The following is a 19,894-nucleotide window of genomic DNA, read 5'->3' as shown; positions in this document are numbered from 1 at the left end:
TTCAATATGATTGAAGGCGTTTCTTATAGTTTATTGTGCGATTAATTCAGCATCTATTACTTTCTCCAAATGAGATAATACACGCTTTGCAGCTTCCTCACCTTGATTAATACAATCTGGAAGTCCAGCACCAGCATAGGAGCTACCTGCCAAATATATACCAGGTAACTCTTTCTCCATAAATGTTGTGAGCTTTTTCATTCGCTCGTTATGACCTACTGTATATTGGGGCATCGCTTCTTTCCAGCGACTTACGATTGTAAACTCTGGATCCTCTGTAATATCCATCGTCTTTCTTAAATCTTCTAGTACAAGCTGAACGAGTTCTTCTTCAGTTTGTTCTACAACCGCTTCATCACCAGCACGTCCAACGTAACAGCGAAGGAGTGTTTTTCCTTCTGGCGTTGTATGTGGCCATTTTTTATGCGTCCACGTACATGCTGTAATGGTGTAATCGCTATTTCGTGATACGACAAATCCTGTACCATTAATATCGCGCTGGATTGCGGACTTTTGGAAAGCAAGTGCGACATTCGCAACGGATGTGGATGGAATATTACGGAAGAAACGAAACTGCTTGTACTGAGCAAACATGGACGGCAATACTTTATGCGAAGTTGCCACTACGATGGCGTCCGCTTCTATTTCTTTTCCGTTACTAAGAGTAATCGTATAACCATCACCCTGTTTTGCAATTTTTTCAATGCGAGTTCCCTTTATTATCGTACCTTCATGCATCTTTGCTTCGAGAGATTTTACGATAGATTCTAAACCTGTTTTCACTGTTTGGAACATTCCCTTTTTCGGTTCAGCTTTCTCTTCTTTCGGAGCGAGCGTACGCATACCGAGTGAAATACTGCGATGTTTCTGCTCAATTTGATACATTTGCGGGAATGTTGACATTAAGCTCATTTCATCAATATCCCCTGCATAAATACCCGATAGTAACGGTTCTATTAAGTTTTCAACCACTTCATTTCCAAGACGATGTCTGAAAAATTGTCCGAGTGATTGGTCAGATACTGGCTTTGACCTCGGCATTAATAGATCAAAGCCAGCTCTTAGTTTACCAATTGGGGAGAACAGCCCGGAAAATAGAAACGGCGTAATTTGCGTTGGAATTCCCATCATTGATCCATTCGGCATTTTATGTAACCGATTGTTTACGAGGATAAATGATTGACCGGCTTGATTATTTACAACTTCATCGCCGAGACCTAATTCTTTCACTAATCTAGCTGCACTTTCTTTTCGTGCTAAGAAAGAATCTGGTCCGCGCTCAATTGTAAATCCATCTTTTCGAACGGTTTGAATTTTTCCGCCAAGTTTACCCGATGCTTCTATAAGTAATGTATCAATCGGCAAGTTTTTTTCATGAATATTTTTTTGTAAGTTATACATTGCTGTTAATCCAGTGATGCCTCCGCCGACGATCACAACTTTTTTCCTCAAGCAGGCTCCCCCTTTCTTCTTACAGTACAGATTCTTTTTTCTTTAATACAACATCTGTTAAACAATCAATAAATGCGTCCGATGCATTTGGCATTTCTGGACGATAATATTTCGCACCAATTTCATCCGTTACAACTTTACACTCAAAGTCGTTGTCATATAAAACTTCTAAATGTTCCGCAACAAATCCAACTGGTGCATATACGAATGAAGTATAACCGTGCTTTTCATTTAGTTCTCTCGTTAAATCTTGTACATCTGGACCAATCCAAGGATCTGGTGTGTTTCCTGCACTTTGCCAGCCTACTGCATAGTTTGCTACTTCAGCTCCGCGCGCGATATAATCCGCTGTTTCATTTAATTGATCTGGATATGGATCGCCCATTGCAATAATTTTCTCTGGTAAGCTATGTGCAGATACGATTAATACTGCTTTTTCACGCTCTGCATCTGACATACCGTTATATATGCCTTTCACTGCATCAACCCAGTACTGGATGAATTTCGGCTCTTTATACCAGCTATCAATGCCGTGAATTGTTAAGTTTCCAAGTTTCTCAGCTTCTTCTTGTGCTCGTCCAACGTATGATTTCACGCTAAACGTAGAATAGTGAGGTGCAAGAACAAGTGCGATTGCATCTTGTATTCCGTCGTTATGCATATCTTTCACCGCATCTTCAATAAACGGTTCAATATGTTTTAAGCCAAGATACATATGGTACTCTACTTCATCTTGTACTTCATTTAAACGCTTCTCTAACTTCTTAGCTTGCTCTAATGTAATAGTAGCTAAAGGAGAAATACCACCAATTGCACGGTAACGCTCTGTTAAATCTTCCAGCATTTCAGGACTTGGCTTTCTTCCTCTGCGAATATGTGTATAGTAACGTTCAATATCTTCTTCTTTATATGGCGTTCCGTATGCCATTACAAGCAAACCAATTTTCTTTTTCATACAGCAATGCTCCTTTACTTCGCTAACTGCCCTTTAGAGTATTCATGAATAAATGTAGTTAAACGTTTTAATGTATCTGGATTTACTTCTGGGAATACACCGTGACCTAGGTTAAAGATATAACCCGGCTGTTTCATCCCTTGATCTAAAATACCTTTTACATGTTCTTCAATAACAGACCATGGTGCAAGTAAGAATGAAGGGTCCATATTACCTTGTACCGCCTTATGAACGCCACGTGCACGTGCTTCTTCAATCGGTAAGCGCCAGTCTAAGCCGACTACATCAAGCGGTAAGTCGTGCCACTCATTCACTAAGTGTGCAGCTCCTACGCCGTGCATAATCATCGGTACACCCATCTTACGAACTTCTGCAAAAATACGCTCCATTGCTGGTTTAATAAATACGCGATAATCTGCTACATTTACTGTTCCAACCCAAGAATCGAAAATTTGAACTGCTTTTGCTCCTGCGTTAATTTGCGCTTTTAAATATGTAATAACCATATCTGCTAGTTTATCCATTAAAGCGAACCAAGCTTTTGGCTCTGCATACATGAACGCTTTCGTATTATGGTAGTTACGAGATGGACCGCCTTCAATCATATAGCTCGCTAATGTAAATGGAGCTCCTGAAAAACCGATTAACGGTACGTCTAACATTTCTGTCGTTAATAAACGAATTGTATCTAGTATGTATGGTACGTCATCTTCTGGATTGATTTCCCCTAGTTTTTCTACGTCTTGTAAAGAACGGATTGGATTATCGATAACTGGGCCAATACCTGATTTAATTTCTACGTCCACACCAATTGCAGGTAGTGGTGACATAATATCTTTATAAAGAATTGCTGCGTCTACGTTATATTGATCAACCGGCAATTTTGTAACGTAAGCACATAACTCTGGATTGTGTGTAATTTCAAATAAAGAATACTTTTCTTTAATCTTTCTATATTCCGGCTGTGAACGACCTGCTTGACGCATATACCATGCTGGTACATAATCGGTACGTTCCCCCCTACATGCTTTTAAAAATGTCTCATTTATAGTTCTTACCAAGACCGTTGCTCCCTTCCTTACCAATGCTTCGAATACGCTCGATATTTATCTTTTTTTACTATACAGCTTGTAAAAACAAAATGCATAATATTATGTACGTTGTTCATTAAATTGACACAAACATTCTTAAAAACGCTTACTATTTTCACAACATTCTTATTATAACACAGAGAAAAACTATGGTTTAGCTACTTTTGACTTTTCTCCTTCGCGATTCGTTTGTGTGTTATATGGTACAACGTAAAAGCTCGGTTTTGAAAATATGTTAACGAACTTTTCCTCATATTCTCCAGCACCGTTTACAGTGCTAACATGCGTATGAATTCCATTCTCCACTCTATAGATTCGGTACATAATTCTGTTATCTGGAAGTGGCGTCCAGCTTAATTTTGCTTTAAATAAACCGAAAGGACTAAATGATAGTTTCATTTTTACATCTTCAATTCTTCGCAGCCGAATCGGAGCACCGATTGTTTCCACACCTTCAGGCTTCATAAACTTCTCTTTATGTTCTACATTAGCCTTCGTTAAAATTTTCTTAAATAATTTTGTCGCAGATGCACTTTCTCCTTGCAACTGATGCTCCTTATCCGTGCGGTCATAACCAATCCAAACAGCGCCTACTAAGTTCGGTGTATAGCCGACGAACCACATATCTCTTGCTCCCTTATCGTCATTTGGCAATGAAGTTGTACCTGTTTTCCCAGCTAACGCACCGCTATATACACCAACTCTCGCTGTTCCTTCCTTCACAACTCCTTCTAACATTTTCGTCATATACCATGCTGTCTGCTTCGAAAAGATTTTCGTCTCTACTTTTGGAGATTCCCCAATGACTGCACCGTGTCTGTTTAATACTTTATCAATAACGTGCGGCTCGATAATATTTCCATTTGCTAAAAATGAACGATACATTTTTACAAGATCAAATGTTGAAACACCATTTTTCAATCCGCCAAGCGCTGTACTTAAACCAGCATCTGCAATATGAACATTCCCTTTTTCTAAATATTGCTTTCCTTCTTCTACCCCTAACTCATTTAATAAAGAAACTGCCGGTACATTTGCCGACTCTAAAATCGCATCATACATCGTCATTTCTTTTGAATACTCATGATTATAATTTCGAGGTTCATACCCTTCAAAAGAATTTCTTTCATTTGTTAATAAAGAATACGGATTATACTTTTTCGTTTCTAGTGCTGGTGCATAAACGATAAGTGGTTTTAAAACAGATCCGGGCTGCCTTTTGGCAAAAACACGATTAAATCCTCTCGGGACGTACTTTCTTCCCCCAATCGCCGCTTTAATCCCTCCCGTACGATTATCCATTAATAAGAACGCACCTTGCGCCCCTTCTTCTTTCCCAGGAAAATTCCTTGCATCTTGAAACTGGTTATATGCTACCTTTTGAATCTTTTCATCCATAGGTACGACAAACGTATATCCTCCGCGAAGTACTTCTTGATGAGACAATCCGTATAAACGGGCGGCTTCATCTATGACCATATCAATATACGGCATATATGCAAGCTCATTCTCATCTAAATTTTTATATAGAGCAATTGTCTTCCCTTGATAACGAACGCTTTCTTCTGCAGTCAAATAGCCTTGTTTATGCATAAGTGACAACACTAGATCGCGGCGTTCCTTACTCTTCTCTGCAGAGTAGTACGGTGAATATCCGTTTGGTGACTTCGGAAGGCCTGCAAGCATTGCCCCTTCCTCTACTGTTAAATCCTCAACATTTTTATTAAAATACAACTTTGCTGCCGCTTGAATACCGTAAGCCCCATGACCAAAATAAATATGATTCATATACATTTCAAGAATTTGTTGCTTCGTATATTTTTGCTCTAATTGAAGAGAAATTGCGACTTCCTTCAATTTGCGCGTAAATGTTTTTTCACGAGTTAAAAAGACATTTTTAGCGAGTTGCTGCGTAATGGTACTACCGCCCTCTACCTTTTCTCCAGCTAACGTATCTTTATAAAGAGCCCGGAATATAGACGGATAATCAATTCCTTGATGCTCATAAAAACGGGAATCTTCCACCGCAACAAACGCTTGCTGCACATACTTCGGAATTTGCTCGACTGGTACGAGTTCCCTATTTTCTACGTATAATTTCGTAATTTCTTTTCCTTTCTGGTCAACAATACGTGATGAAGAGTGGAAAACGAGCTGCTTTTCATCCATCATATAGCCACCAGCTAACACGATAAGTTTATAGAGTACAATTGCTACTACAAACGTTGCGACGCCGCCTAATAAAGTCCACTTTACTTTCTTCATACATCGTCCTTCTTTCCAAATGATGGTACATTTATTATTTGAAAAAGAAGTATCTTTATGTATATAATCTTCGAAGTTTTTTAAGAGAGTTGATATAATAGAAACAAACTATTAAGGGGGCATTAAAATGAAGGCGATTATTTCATACGAAACACCTCTAGAACAATCACATTTCACTGCAAAAAATGATGAGAAAAATATGTTTTATAAAGAAAATACAGAAGAATCTGTAGAAGGCTCACTTCAGTATGACGTACTAGATGCTGTCGGTGAATTTAAAGGACAATCTGGCTATATCGTTTGTAACAACATTTCTGTCACAGACGAAGGTCGCCCAGTATTTGAAAACCGCTTTAAAAACCGCGCAGGCCTTATTGAAAACGAACCAGGATTCCAAGCGATCCGTGTTTTACGCCCATTAAGTAACGATACATATGTCATCTTAACGATGTGGGAAACAGAGCAAAACTTTAAAGACTGGACAGAATCACGTTCATTCGAAAATGCTCATAAAAAACGTCCCACACAAGCAGAAGGACAAGCTCCAGCGCATCCACATGCGGAACAGCAAAAGAGTATTTTCTCTCGTCCTTCTTTTGTGACTACTTTTGATGTGTTAGTTTAATTAAAAAGTAATACAACACTAGCAGTACGTGAAATTATATTAACGATTTTCCGAATATATCTATCACATCTTGAAATATATCAACGATTCGACTAAAGATATCCATTTAATAACAAAAAGGAAACACCATTACACACCGGTGTTTCCTTTTTCTTTGTACCAATTATATATACGAAGTGAATCTTTTTTTCTCATATGCTTTACTTCATAACCGCGCCCAGCTACCGCTACAAGAGTTGTACATAATTCATCTTTTCTTTGAAAATACGATTGATTATAACCTACTGCTTGAACATGTCTTCTTCGCATTATTCCTGTATATTTCGAAAAATTACGATATACAACCGTTAGTTGATTTTCTCTTAATTCATAACCGCCACTTTTATATCTAGCATACGCAAGTAACGAAAACACGATAAATAACGGTAAAATAACAAACAACGCAATATATTGTTTAAAATATATACTCACGCTGGCAATTAGAACTGTGAGTATGATACTTATTAACCAGCCCATAATGAAATAACGACGCAACGCTGTTTTGGGTAAGTGAACGATCTCCGCTTCGATTTCATATGGTAACTCTAAATATGTGATCAGGTGCTGTACATCTTTTTTCTTCATAAATGGATGCAACATTACTTCGTTACTTGCTGCTCCAATACTTTGAATTGCTTCCACTTCAACAGCACAATAGCCAAACGGCTGGCGAAGCATACCTTCTTTTACAGTAATCGCTTGAATGCGGTGCAATTTTAAGACAAACTCTTTCTTTTCAAATAATCCTTGAACGATACGAATCTCTTCCCCTTTTCGCTCAATTTTAAAGTTTGCATATTTCAACACATATCCAGCCGTGGAAATAATCCACGAAATTGCCATTAAAATTAATGCAATTACAATTAGTTTATAAACACCGTTTCCCATCACATACGCTTCTACTTTACTTGTGAATCCTTCAGGAAGAACAAAATCAAACTTTGTGTAAAGAAGTACTAGCCCAGAGAACACTAGTCCGAACCGACCAGATGTAATCGCTGCGGCTAAAACCTCTTTCGCTGTTAACTGATAAACCGTCTTGCTTTCTTCCTCTTCTATTTCTTCTTTTACAGTAGTTTCTTTCTTATGTAATAAAGAAATTAAATGTTTTGCCTCGTCTTCTTTAATACCAGCCAACATCACTTCTGGTTCATTACCACCACCGGCTACTTCTATATTTAACTTCATAAGTCCGAGCATTTGATAAATGATGTTAGAAGACGTACTAATATTTTGTACACGCTCTTTATTTAAATAGCTTTCCTTCTTTACAAAAACACCGTGCTTTATATGTAAAATATTATTCTCAATCCAGTACACTTTAAAATACCATTTAATTGCTGAAAAAATAGCCATGATGAATAAAACAACCAGAAGAAAAAGATAAAATAAATACCAAGGTTCCACTTGTTCATCAGGTTTAAATAAAACAAGAATAATAAGTGGCAACAAACTCGCAACCCTAATACCTAACAATATCGTGATCGGATGTTGCCTCTTATACATCCTCATCACTCACTTTCGCAAGTTCTCCAATTTGTCTTTTCAGCTGTTCTGCTTCTTCTTTCGTTAAACCTGGGATACTATGAGAAGTTGCGGCTGTTGAAATGTGTAATTCTGCTAAATTATACTTTCTCATAATCGGCCCTTGCTCAATCGTTACGTGCTGCACACGGATCATCGGAATAAGTACGCGTTTTACAACGAACATTCCCTTTTGAATCTCAATCTCTTCTTCATTTAATCTGTAACTATAATAGCGCTGACGTAAATTTGGAAACACAAAATAATCAAGTGGAATAAATATAATGGCTCCTGTTACTAATAGTCCAAACAACCAGCCCCACCAGTTAAAGTTAATCATAAAAAAGAAATACGCAATTACGACTGTTAGTATGACTGCCGCCCCAATTAAAGCGTGAATCCTCCACACTTTCAGCATATTAGAATGAATCTCCCTTTCTAACGGCTGCATCTCATCACTCCAATTCTATGAATTTATTACTTATATATTATCAAAAACAAGGTTTTATATACAATTTTGTAAATTTATAGTCAAATAAAAATAGTTGAATCAAAAGCATATTAAAAAACATACCTCAGTTTTTAAAATTACATATTATAAATATGAATTATATTGAACCAAATAAACCCTGCATGATTCATGCAAGGTTTATCGTTTTATACACAATATATTTCATTATTGTTGAGATATACTAGCATCGCTTTCAATTCGCTTTTCTTTTTGGCTCAGTTTTTTATCTTTAGATTTTTTTAATGTTAAAGTCATGCCAATAAAAATAAAAAGAATTCCTGTTATTTGCATTAAAGTTGGACGGAATCCAGTAAGTACAGTATCTAATAATATTGCCACTGCCGGATCTAAAAAAACTAATATTGAGATTGTTTTTGTAGATAAATGGCGTAAACTATCAAAAAACAGATAATACACTATACCTGTGTGAATAAAACCAGTAGCTATAATATATGTCCAATTACTTTGAGTGAGGCCACTAAAAGCATCTAAATCTATAAATGGTATTAAAAGAAATATCCCCAAGAATGTTTGTAAAAATGTCATTGCATACGCACTCATTTTGTTAATCCCTTTACCAAATAAAGTTGTAAATGCATAAAAGAGAGCTGCAAGAAATCCCCATATCATACCTGAAGACATTAATGAACCGAAAGAAAAGCTTCCATCGATACCAGCAATTAATAAAGCTCCCACAAAACACACAACTATTGAAATGATAGATATTAATGTTAATTTTTCTTTAAAGACGATACTTCCAATTAACAGTACAATTACTGGTGCAAGATGATAAACTGAGATAGCAATTGTAACTGACATATTTTCAAAGGCTTTAAATAAGAAAACCCAATTAAATACTAAGAAAAAACCACATATTAAAACTTGAATAACTTCTTTTCGTTCCCATTTATCTTGTTTATATTGCCCTGTAAGCAACCAACATACACTTAAAAATATTGTCGCAAAAATACACCTTACAAACACTAATTCAAACGAAGGTAAGTTTGTTTGAACAGAAAAAAATCCAACTGATCCAAAGATAACCATTGATGCTATCATCTTTAAGGCCGGTACCGTTTTCTCTTGCTTAAAACTTTTTTGAAGCAAATTAATTCCCCTCCAATAAAAACTCGGTTTATAGTGAGAAAAACACCAGCCTAAAAAAGGACAGGTGCTTTTCCTCAAAAACACTCAATTACAAATTTTTCCCTGCAGTCCAACCACCATCAATTACAAAATTAGAACCAGTAATAAAGCGGGCCTGATCAGAAATCAAGTAATCAATACATGAAACAATATCCTGCGGCAACCCCCAAGTATCTAAAGATTGATTACTTTTTATCATAGACATCAAGGCTTTATTACTAAAGTATTCTTCTGTAAGTTCAGTTCTAATAACACCGGGAGAAATGCTATTTACTCTTATATTTTGCTTCCCAAATTCCATAGCCATCTGTTTAGTCAATCCGATTAAGGCATGCTTTGATGCCACATAAGCAGCTCGCTCTGGTTCAGCCATTAATCCAGAAACCGATGCTATATTCACAATACAACCTTTTATTTTCGATTCACACCATCGCTTAGCTACTTCCCTAGAAAGGATAAATGGGGCTACTAAATTTACATCAATTACTTTTTTAAACATATCATCGGATAAATGTAAAACAGGTGTTATCTCTCGAATACCAGCTGCATTTATTAATATATCAGGAGAAAGCTTTTCTAAATCTAATTGAGTAAAAAGATTATGAATCGCTTCGCTATTACTTAAATCAATTTGCACTACTTTCAAAGGCATATCTGTTTTCATATAATCTATTAAGTTATTATTATTAATATCAAGAGCTATTACATGAAATGATTTTTCTAAAAAGTATTTTATACAAGCATGACCTATACCGCTATTGGCTCCAGAAATCATAATTATTTTATTCTCTCTCATTTTGTCTCCTTATAAGAAAATGTTACTAATAAAATATCACGAAAAGCCTCCGTACTACATTCTGTTCCAAGTGGCGTTACGGCATGGAAGACCTTTTGTCCAAATACTAAAGTTTCTAACGGCTCCTTCAAACTTATAAACTGATTAATTTCCCGAGGAGAATTAGCTATTAAATTATCTCCACCAATAGCTGTATTACTTAAATTCATAAGGTGTAAAAACACTACTGGTTCATCATCTTTATGTAACCAAATAGGTGAACTAAAAGATGGTCTTTCTTTAGTAGCTTTATATCTTACTTGATGTAAACCTATAATTAAGTCTTTACTTGTATCTATTATATTTGTTTTAAATGCAAATTCAGTATCGAAACGCACCATATTTTGAATTAAAGGATTATATAAAAAGCTATCATTTATGCTATTAAACTGTCTAACTTTCCCGCCATCATCATAGTTATATTCTTTAGATTGGAAGTAATCATTACTATTATCTAAAATATAATCTGGTGAATCAACATACTTTATATACCTTGAATAAGATCTAGCACGGCATTCACCGTACGCATCATCTTCCAAATTATAATAATCTAACTGTGCTTGTGTTAATAAGCGATGATTCTCTTCCTCTTGTAAAAAGATTTCATTTGAGATTTCAAGGAATCCTTTAGATTCAAATTCATGTACCTTTTCTTCTATGCTAAATCCACTCATTTTACTAAGAACAAACGTCATTATAAAAACCTCCACACTATTGTATTTTTCTATCTCACCCTATGTTAGAAATGCAATAAGTAACCGAGATTCTTGCTTAATAAAATTAAAAATTATGATATTCAATTAATACACCAAATGAAATATATGTAATCCATTAACACTATCTCTTAAGCAATATTATATATCCTTTTGGATATATTTTCTAATTATCTGAAGATTTATCAACATTAGTCTTAATATTCAAAATTAAAGAAATGGATTTTTCAGAAAGATAAAACTGCGAGTATTGCAATTATTTATGTATATAATTTTTTTAAAAATTATATTTTAAATATAGCTAGTTTTTTATAAATTTTTTGATATAATTACATACGGGAAAAGGGAAGAATTTTGTCTTCCCTTGTGTTTTTATTTGCATCTAGTACTTTTGCTAGATGCTTTTTTTTATGCTAAAAAAGGTATCCTCAAATACTTTGAGGATACCTTTTCCATCAATTTAGTGCAGTTCAATAATTGTACCATCTTCGAATACTTTGAATACTCCAGTAAATCCTGGTCCAGCTGCGCCTTCTATTTTATATGTCGTACGCACTCTAATTTGATAATATTTCTTTCCATTCTCTACTTGCGTATTCTCTAGCGTGTAATCATAGTCTTCTTTATATTCATTTTTAATATATTCTTTAGCTTTCTCAAAAGTAAATGCATTTTGATTTTTTTCTGCCTCTACCTTCTGATTCTTTTCTGTCTCAGTTTTTTGGTTCTTTTCAGTCGCTACCTTTTGATTTTTTTCTGTCTCTGCTTTTTGATTCTTTTCAGTCGCTACCTTTTGATTTTTTTCTGTCTCTGCTTTTTGATTCTTTTCTGTTGCTACCTTTTGAGTCGTTACTGCAGTGTTTTTTTGTGCCTTCGCTGGTGCTTCACTTTTTGCATTTTTTTCTTCTTCATTAATTTTAGTAACTAATCCTACCGCTTTTTTATTATATTCTTCAAGTTTCTTGTTATCTTTTGTTTCTGCAACTAGCTTATTTAATATATCTTTTGCTTCTGCATAATTTTTCTTACTTATTAACTCTTCACTTTTCGTCAGTTGCTCGCTATACTTCTTTTTTTGTTCTAAGATGGCTAGTAATGCTGTTCGTTCTTCCTTTGCTTGTTTTATAAGCGTAGTATTTCCATTCTTCATGTTCTCTACTTTTTCAAATGACTTGATTGATTCTTCTATCTTTGTTTCTTCTTTTAACTTTACAGCTTCAATCATTGCTTTCGTTTGTTCTACTAGAACTTTTGCATCTGAATCATCTTTTTTCTCATCTAGCGCTTGTTCAAATGATGATAAGGCATTTTTATATTCTTTATTTGTTAACGCGGTCTTTCCTTCATCCATTGCTTTTTCAAAATTACCATTACTACATCCAGCTAACATTAAAAACGTAAGTCCAATTACCATTAATAACTTTTTCATTTTCTCTCCTCCTATATATCCCTAAAACAATAACAGCATATGTATAAAAGTCTGTGTAGTAATTACACTGAAAGTAAATATGTACTACGTTGTGTGTGGGAAAGGAAGTACATTTCATTTACTATCATTACTTAAAACCCCTAAATAGTTGGTTTCTTCTTCTTGTAAGACAGAAAGGATTTTTAATAATGTGCGTAAAGATCTCACCAGGCCCTTTACTACACACACTCTTATACACATAGAAAAACTATTTTTAGGTTGCTATTTTTTTAACTTTACATATTCTCGATTGATCGGATACGAACCTCATTTTGTAACATAACGAAAGACAAAAGAAAACAAACTGTAACATACGTTATCGTTAGTGATCTTTCTGTAACACAAATGTAACATAATGTTTTTGAACATACAATAGTTTTTTTTACATTATTTTCCCCTATCTACATTTTAAGGTGCTACTACAGTGCTAAAACGATTTTCATCTCTCACCTGCTATTGGACTATCATCCTTTGAGTACTTTAGGAAATAGACTTCTTTCCTAAAGTACTCAAATTAATTACAAAGATAACTCTTTTTTCATCCAAACATTAAGAAGGCCTTTAATCTTTTACTTTCACATTAAATATATATAACTAACTTTTTTGATATAGCCACATTAAGAAAATAGGGTAAACTTTGTATTCCTTTTTGTTTTTATTTGTATCGAGTTCTTTTGCTAAATACCTTTTTTATGTCAAATAAAAAAGGTATCCTCAAATACTTTGAGGATACCTTTTCACCTTTATTATCTCTGCTGTTTTCTACCTAATACGAGTAACCCAAAACTCATCATTACAAGAAGTGCTCCCATATATGGTTCCACAGGCATTTTCTGCCCTGTCTTCGGTAATTCTTTTTCAGACTTTTCTGGATTTGGTGTTCCAGGTTTCTCTGGATCTGGTGTTCCAGGCTTTTCTGGATTCGGTGTTCCAGGCTTTTCTGGATTCGGTGTTCCAGGTTTCTCTGGATCTGGTGTTCCAGGCTTTTCTGGATTCGGTGTTCCAGGCTTTTCTGGATCTGGTGTTCCAGGTTTCTCCGGATCTGGTGTTCCAGGCTTTTCTGGATCTGGTGTTTCTGGACCTGGTGGTGCTAAATGATTCAATTTGTTTAATACTTCTAATTGAACTGCATTTATCATTCCATTTGTAATTTCAAATGGAATTGGATTAGTTAATTTTTCATATCCTTTTGGTGCTTCTACTTCTACTAGTGTGTAGTTACCTACAGATAGATCTGCGATTTTTGCCTTTCCATCTTTATCTGTTGTTACTTTCACTACTACTTTTCCCTTGTCATCATGAACTTCAAACACAGCTCCTGATAAGACTTCCTTGCTTTCAGCGGCCATTTTTGTAATCTCCACTGAACCTTTGTCTAACTTTTCATTCTCTACTTTCAATGATAAGACTTTTGTCATACCTTTTTTAATTTCGAATGATACTGGTTCCGTTAACTTCTTGTAACCTGGTAAGCTCTTCGTCTCTACTAATTTGTATTTTCCTACTGATAGATCTGAAACTTTTGCCTTTCCTTCTTTATCTGTCGTTACTTCTGTTACTACTTTGCCTTGCTCATCTTGTACTTCGAAGACTACGCCTTCTAATACTTTTTGGCTATCTTTATCTACTTTTGTTACTTCTACATTTCCCTTGTCTAACATTTCATTTTCTACTGTTAAAGCAAGAGATTTTGTCATGCCTTTTTCAATTTGGAAAGTAATCGGATCTACCAATTGCTTATATCCTTTTGGTGCTTTTACTTCTACTAACTTGTATGTTCCAACTGATAAATTAGTAACTTGTGCTTGTCCTTTTTTATCTGTCGTTATTTTAGCGACTACTTGTCCTGCTGCATCTTGAATTTCAAAGACTGCATCAGCTAAAGCATCTTTATTTTCTTTATCTACTTTTGTAATTTCTATATTTCCTGTATCCACTAATTCATTTTCTACAGTCAATTGTAATGCTGTAACTCTACCTTTTTCAATTTCGAATGAAACTGGCTTTTCTAGTGGCTTGTATCCTGTCGGTGTTTCTACTTCTACTAACTCATACTTTCCAATAGATAAATCTGAAACGTTTGCTTTTCCTTCTTTATCCGTTGTTACTTTTGCAACTACTTTTCCTTTTGAGTCACGTACTTCAAATACAACATTTTCTAATGGTGCTTTACTGTCTTTATCTATTTTTGTAATTTCTACATTCCCCGTATCTACCATTTCATTTTCTACAGTGAACGTTAAAGATTTTGTCATACCTTTTTTAATTTCAAATGGTACAGGCTTTTCTAATTTTTTGTATCCTGGTAAACTCTCTACTTCTACTAACTTGTACTTTCCTACTGATAAATCTGCAACTGTTGCTTTTCCAGCTTTATCTGTCGTTACTTTCGTTACCACCTTGCCTTTGTCGTCTTGAACTTCAAAGACTACACCTGCTAAAGGTGCCTTATTATCTTTATCTATTTTTGTAATTTCTACATTTCCCGTATCTACCATTTCATTTTCTATTTTTAATGATAGAACTTCTGTCATGCCTTTTTTGATTTCGAATGATACTGGCTCTGTTAATTTTTTGTAGCCTGGTAAGCTTTCTTTCTCTACTAATTTGTACTTTCCTACAGATAAGTCTGAGATTTTTGCTTTACCATTTTTATCTGTTTTTACTTCCGTTACTACTTTGCCTTGCTCATCTTGTACTTCGAAGACTACGCCTTCTAATACTTTTTGACTATCTTTATCTACTTTTGTAATTTCTACTGAACCTTTGTCTAACTGTTCATTCTCTACTTTTAATGATAAGACTTCTGTCATACCCTTTTTAATTTCGAATGATACTGGCTCTGTTAATTTTTTGTAGCCTGGTAAATTCTCTACTTCTACTAGTTTGTAACTTCCTACAGATAGATCTGAAATTGTTGCTTTTCCTTCTTTATCTGTTGTTACTTTCGTTACTACTTTGCCTTTTTCATCTTGCACTTCGAATGTTACGCCTTCTAATGCCTTCTGGCTGTCTTTGTCCACTTTTGTAATTTCTACTGAACCTTTATCTAACTGTTCATTCTCTACTTTTAGTGATAAGACTTCTGTCATGCCTTTTTTAATTTCAAACGATACTGGTTTTGCTAATTTTTTATATCCTGGTAAGCTTTCTACCTCTACTAGCTTATATTTCCCTACTGATAAATCGGAAACGTTTGCTTTTCCTTCTTTATCTGTCGTTACTTTTGTTACTACTTTATCTTTTTCATCTTGCACTTCGAATGTTACGCCCGCTAATACTGCGCCACTTTCTTTGTCTACTTTTGTAATCGCTACTGAACCTTTATCTAACAGCTCGTTCTCTACTTTCAATGATAAAACTTTCGTCATACCTTTTTTGATTTCGAATGATACTGGTTCCGTTAATTTTTTATAACCTGGTAAGCTCTTCGTCTCTACTAATTTGTATTTTCCTACTGATAGATCTGAAACGTTTGCTTTTCCATCTTTATCTGTCGTTACTTCGGTTACTACTTTGCCTTTGTCGTCTTGAACTTCGAAGACTACGCCTTCTAATACTTTTTGACTATCTTTATCTACTTTTGTTACTTCCACATTTCCCTTGTCTAACATTTCGTTTTCTACTGTTAAAGCAAGAGATTTTGTCATGCCTTTTTCAATTTGGAAAATAATCGGATCTACTAATTGTTTATACCCTTTTGGTGCCTTTACTTCTACTAACTTGTATGTGCCGACTGATAAATTAGTAACTTGTGCTTGTCCTTTTTTATCTGTCGTTATTTTAGCGACTACTTGTCCTGCTGCATCTTGAATCTCAAATACTGCATCAGCTAAAGCATCTTTATTTTCTTTATCTACTTTTGTAATTTCTACATTTCCTGTATCCACTAATTCATTTTCTACTGTTAGCTTTAGCGCTGTTACTCTACCCTTTTCAATTTCGAATGAAACTGGCTTTTCTAGTGGTTTGTATCCTGCCGGTGTTTCTACTTCCACCAACTCATACTTTCCAATAGATAAATCTGAAACGTTTGCTTTTCCTTCTTTATCCGTCGTTACTTTCGCAACTACTTTTCCTTTTGAATCACGTACTTCAAATACAACATTTTCTAATGGAGCTTTACTATCTTTATCTATTTTTGTTATCTCTACATTCCCTGTATTCACCATTTCATTTTCTACTTTTAATGATAGAACCTCGGTCATGCCTTTTTTGATTTCAAATGATACTGGTTTTTCTAGTTTTTTATAACCAGGCAAACTTTCTACCTCTACTAATTCATACTTTCCTACAGGTAAATCTGAAACATTTGCTTTTCCATCTTTATCTGTCGTTACTTTTGTAACTTCATTACCCTTTTCATCTTGGATGATGAATATTACTCCCGCTAACGGTGCTTTATTATCTTTATCTATCTTTGTTATCTCTACATTTCCCGTATCTACCATTTCATTTTCTATTTTTAATGATAGAACTTCAGTCATGCCTTTTTTGATTTCAAATAATACTGGTTCTGTTAGTTTCTTATAGCCTGGTAAACTTTCTTTCTCTACTAATTTGTACTTTCCTACTGATAGATCTGAGATTTTTGCTTTACCATCTTTATCTGTTTTTACTTCCTTTACTACTGTTCCAGCTTCATCTTGCACTTCAAAGACTACGCCTTTTAATGCTTTTTTGTTGTCTTTATCTACTTTTGTAATTTCTACTGAACCTTTATCTAACTGTTCATTTTCTACTTTCAATGATAAGACTTCTGTCATACCCTTTTTAATTTCGAATGATACTGGCTCTGTTAGCTTTTTGTAGCCTGGTAAACTTTTCGTCTCTACTAATTTGTACTTTCCTACTGATAAATCTGAGATTTTTGCTTTACCATCTTTATCTGTTTTTACTTCTGTTACTACTTTTCCTTGCTCATCTTGCACTTCGAAGACTACGCCTTCTAATACTTTTTGACTATCTTTATCTATTTTTGTAATTTCTACTGAGCCTTTGTCTAACTGCTCATTTTCTACTTTTATTACTAAAGCTTTTGTCATACCTTTTGTAATTTCAAATGGTACTGGTTCTGCTAGATTTTTGTAACCTGGTAAGCTTTTCGTCTCTACTAATTTGTACTTTCCTACTGATAGATCTGAAACGTTTGCTTTTCCTTCTTTATCTGTTACTACTTTTCTTACTACGCCATCTTTCTCATATTGGACTTCAAATTCGACACCGGCTAATACTGCCCCGTTTTCTTTGTCCACTTTTGTAATTTCTATATTACCTTTGTCTACCATTGCATTTTCCACTTGTATTGGGAATATGCCGTCCCCTGTTACATTTACTTCGAACTCTGTTTCTTTTAATTGGTAGCCTTCAGGTGCTTTTGTTTCTTTTAAAATATATTTTCCTGGTGCTAACGGTTTAGAGATTGCCTTACCATCTTTATCTGTAACAATATGTTCGACTACTACACCGTCTTTTACTATATCAAACTCTGCATTTGCTAATGGTTTCTCACCATTTTCCGAATCAATTTTCTTTACTTCAATTTGACCCTTTTGCATAGTATTTTTAATTTCAATTGTTTTTGTTTCTCCAGCTTGAAGTGTAACCTCTACTGGACTTGTTAATTTTTGATATCCTTCTGGTGCTACTGTTTCATATACTTTATACGTCCCAGGAGCTAAAGTTTGAGGTACTGAAAAACCTTTTTCGTCCGTTTTCAGTTTTGCAACAACTTCATTTGCACTATTTCGGACTTCAAATTCGGCAGCTTTTAACCCTTTGTTCGGATTCTCAGAATCTATTTTATGAAGCGATACTGTACCATCTTTTGGAGCTTCAGGCGGCGTAATAGTTACTTCTTTTGATGTTAAAGTTTTATCATCAAAATGTAATTCCGCTTTATTAGGAATCTTCTTATCTACGTAAGAAGATAAGTCTGCATTATTTTTGATTTTCGCCTTGATACTGAGATTAATTATCTGGTCTTCATACGACTTATAGTCAAAACTCTCACCAAACGTAAATGTTACTTCACTTCTTTGTTTATCTATATTTAACGTTCCTTTAGAAGTAATATCTTGGCCATTTTGATCATACACTTTTGCCTCTAATACTTCTAAAACATCTTCTAAATCATCACTAATTACCATAGATGTGTATTTAGGAGGATCGTTCGGTATGTGTGTACCAACTTGGTATTGAATAACTTGATCCATTTTTGTTAACTGCTCATTCTCTACAAGCTTGCCATTCTCATCAACTATATTTTTTTCAATGCTAGGTGGATTATTGTCACCTGAACCGGATCCTCCCCCACCACTTACAAATACTTGTCCTACTTTTTCTTCAGTTTTAATATTTTTACCTTCTAATTTCACAGTATTTTTATGAGGCTTCGCAGCAGGATTTGTAACCTTTGTTTTATATCTTAAAATATAGCCTTTTGAACTGTCTGGAAACTCAATTGTAAATCCAGCCTTTGTTGCATTAATTTTAATGTTAGATAAATCTGCTGGCTTAATATTTGTTGGTGCATAACCATCTTCAAATACAGCCTCTTCTAATACTACGCTGTCTGTAATTAACTCATGTCCAGGTCCTAATGTATCTGTTAATTTAAGATCTTGCATTTCTGTTCCAGTTGCATTTACATATACAAGCCAATCAGCAATCGAAGGATCTTCTTGATTATAAGAACCCCATTTCAATAGATTATCTGTATTGGGCTGTGGCTTCGGTCTCTCTGTCGTATTACTTACATTTACTTCTTTATTAACGATTTGACCATCAACGTTAAATTCTAATGGAATTTCTTTAACACCATCATATGCTTCTAAACCAAAGTAGAATTCTACGAATAAAGAACCTTTAATGTTATTCTTTCCTTCTACGTAATCACCCATAGTACACGTTAATAGACCCTTTTTCATCTCACATGTACCAACTGTTTTTCCTTCAGCATCTTTTAAAGGAAAACTCATATTCATAAGGTCTTTTCGAAACTCTTTTGGCATATCAATTGTGAATTGATCTCCACTTTTTATTCTTTCTTTAGCTGACCACTTCACTTCTACTTTCATACCATCTGAGGCTTGATACGGTTCAGATGTCGTGCCATCAGTACGGGAAATATTAATTTCGTCCACTGGACTTTTCATCACAGCAGCTTGAATAACTGGAGCCCACACATTCAGCACTGAAAATAATACTAGAAAAACTAATGAAACCATTGAAATATGCCTTTTAGTACTTTTCATTTGCATAGTTCCCT

General features: G+C 34.7%; 12 protein-coding genes. 1 reads left to right on the top strand and 11 read right to left on the bottom strand.

Annotated features, from left to right (window positions below; all coding sequences use genetic code 11):
* Nucleotides 1-30 precede the first annotated feature (30 nt).
* The 4 genes from hemY to MRP26_RS09995 form a co-directional block, all read right to left on the bottom strand.
* A complete protein-coding gene (gene hemY, locus MRP26_RS10010; RefSeq protein WP_053565067.1) occupies nt 31-1,452 on the bottom strand; it encodes a protoporphyrinogen oxidase in 1,422 nt (473 codons plus the stop codon).
* 19 nt (nt 1,453-1,471) lie between these two features.
* The gene (gene hemH, locus MRP26_RS10005; protein ID WP_000726775.1) at nt 1,472-2,407 is read right to left on the bottom strand and encodes a ferrochelatase; all 936 of its coding nucleotides are present in this window, start codon (nt 2,405-2,407) and stop codon (nt 1,472-1,474) included.
* A gap of 14 nt (nt 2,408-2,421) precedes the next feature.
* A complete protein-coding gene (gene hemE, locus MRP26_RS10000) occupies nt 2,422-3,468 on the bottom strand; it encodes a uroporphyrinogen decarboxylase (RefSeq protein ID WP_000252605.1) in 1,047 nt (348 codons plus the stop codon).
* 177 nt (nt 3,469-3,645) lie between these two features.
* Nucleotides 3,646-5,763, bottom strand: coding sequence for a transglycosylase domain-containing protein (locus MRP26_RS09995; RefSeq protein WP_098679517.1), 2,118 nt, complete (start codon nt 5,761-5,763; stop codon nt 3,646-3,648).
* A 127-nt stretch (nt 5,764-5,890) separates the two neighbouring features.
* Between MRP26_RS09995 and hmoB the strand changes: the two genes are divergently transcribed.
* Complete coding sequence (hmoB, locus tag MRP26_RS09990; RefSeq protein ID WP_000644097.1) at nt 5,891-6,388, top strand: heme-degrading monooxygenase HmoB; 498 nt, start codon at nt 5,891-5,893, stop codon at nt 6,386-6,388.
* A gap of 129 nt (nt 6,389-6,517) precedes the next feature.
* Here the strand turns inward: hmoB and MRP26_RS09985 are convergent, their stop codons facing one another.
* From MRP26_RS09985 to MRP26_RS09955, 7 genes are all read right to left on the bottom strand, one after another.
* Nucleotides 6,518-7,933 (bottom strand): PH domain-containing protein, encoded by a 1,416-nt coding sequence (locus MRP26_RS09985; protein ID WP_063246207.1) that lies wholly within the window; start codon nt 7,931-7,933, stop codon nt 6,518-6,520.
* Nucleotides 7,926-8,402 (bottom strand): PH domain-containing protein, encoded by a 477-nt coding sequence (locus MRP26_RS09980; RefSeq protein ID WP_001182719.1) that lies wholly within the window; start codon nt 8,400-8,402, stop codon nt 7,926-7,928. The genes MRP26_RS09985 and MRP26_RS09980 overlap by 8 nt, the downstream gene beginning before the upstream one ends.
* A gap of 225 nt (nt 8,403-8,627) precedes the next feature.
* Nucleotides 8,628-9,569 carry a DMT family transporter gene (locus MRP26_RS09975; protein WP_000939632.1) on the bottom strand — a complete coding sequence of 314 codons (942 nt, stop codon included), beginning with the start codon at nt 9,567-9,569 and terminating at the stop codon, nt 8,628-8,630.
* Nucleotides 9,570-9,657: 88 nt separating this feature from the next.
* Nucleotides 9,658-10,404: an SDR family NAD(P)-dependent oxidoreductase gene (locus MRP26_RS09970; RefSeq protein WP_001208939.1), complete on the bottom strand. Its 747-nt coding sequence runs from the start codon at nt 10,402-10,404 to the stop codon at nt 9,658-9,660.
* On the bottom strand, nt 10,401-11,138 hold the full coding sequence (locus tag MRP26_RS09965) for a 2OG-Fe dioxygenase family protein (protein ID WP_053565070.1): 738 nt from the start codon (nt 11,136-11,138) through the stop codon (nt 10,401-10,403). The genes MRP26_RS09970 and MRP26_RS09965 overlap by 4 nt, the downstream gene beginning before the upstream one ends.
* A gap of 478 nt (nt 11,139-11,616) precedes the next feature.
* Nucleotides 11,617-12,585: a hypothetical protein gene (locus MRP26_RS09960; RefSeq protein ID WP_088022940.1), complete on the bottom strand. Its 969-nt coding sequence runs from the start codon at nt 12,583-12,585 to the stop codon at nt 11,617-11,619.
* 785 nt (nt 12,586-13,370) lie between these two features.
* Complete coding sequence (locus MRP26_RS09955) at nt 13,371-19,886, bottom strand: SpaA isopeptide-forming pilin-related protein (protein ID WP_242806130.1); 6,516 nt, start codon at nt 19,884-19,886, stop codon at nt 13,371-13,373.
* Between the last annotated feature and the right edge of the window lie 8 nt (nt 19,887-19,894).

It is taken from the genome of Bacillus sp. CCB-MMP212 (genome assembly GCF_022748145.1).
In the GTDB taxonomy this organism is placed as follows: domain Bacteria; phylum Bacillota; class Bacilli; order Bacillales; family Bacillaceae_G; genus Bacillus_A; species Bacillus_A cereus.
This window is presented reverse-complemented; position numbering and strand designations above follow the sequence as displayed.

Bases quoted from the DNA above. Each gene is read 5' to 3' on its own strand.
- hemH (WP_000726775.1), bottom strand. From the start codon at position 2,407: ATGAAAAAGAAAATTGGTTTGCTTGTAATGGCATACGGAACGCCATAT.
- MRP26_RS09995 (WP_098679517.1), bottom strand. From the start codon at position 5,763: ATGAAGAAAGTAAAGTGGACTTTATTAGGCGGCGTCGCAACGTTTGTA.
- hmoB (WP_000644097.1), top strand. From the start codon at position 5,891: ATGAAGGCGATTATTTCATACGAAACACCTCTAGAACAATCACATTTC.
- MRP26_RS09985 (WP_063246207.1), bottom strand. From the start codon at position 7,933: ATGTATAAGAGGCAACATCCGATCACGATATTGTTAGGTATTAGGGTT.
- MRP26_RS09980 (WP_001182719.1), bottom strand. From the start codon at position 8,402: ATGCAGCCGTTAGAAAGGGAGATTCATTCTAATATGCTGAAAGTGTGG.
- MRP26_RS09970 (WP_001208939.1), bottom strand. From the start codon at position 10,404: ATGAGAGAGAATAAAATAATTATGATTTCTGGAGCCAATAGCGGTATA.
- MRP26_RS09965 (WP_053565070.1), bottom strand. From the start codon at position 11,138: ATGACGTTTGTTCTTAGTAAAATGAGTGGATTTAGCATAGAAGAAAAG.
- MRP26_RS09960 (WP_088022940.1), bottom strand. From the start codon at position 12,585: ATGAAAAAGTTATTAATGGTAATTGGACTTACGTTTTTAATGTTAGCT.
- MRP26_RS09955 (WP_242806130.1), bottom strand. From the start codon at position 19,886: ATGCAAATGAAAAGTACTAAAAGGCATATTTCAATGGTTTCATTAGTT.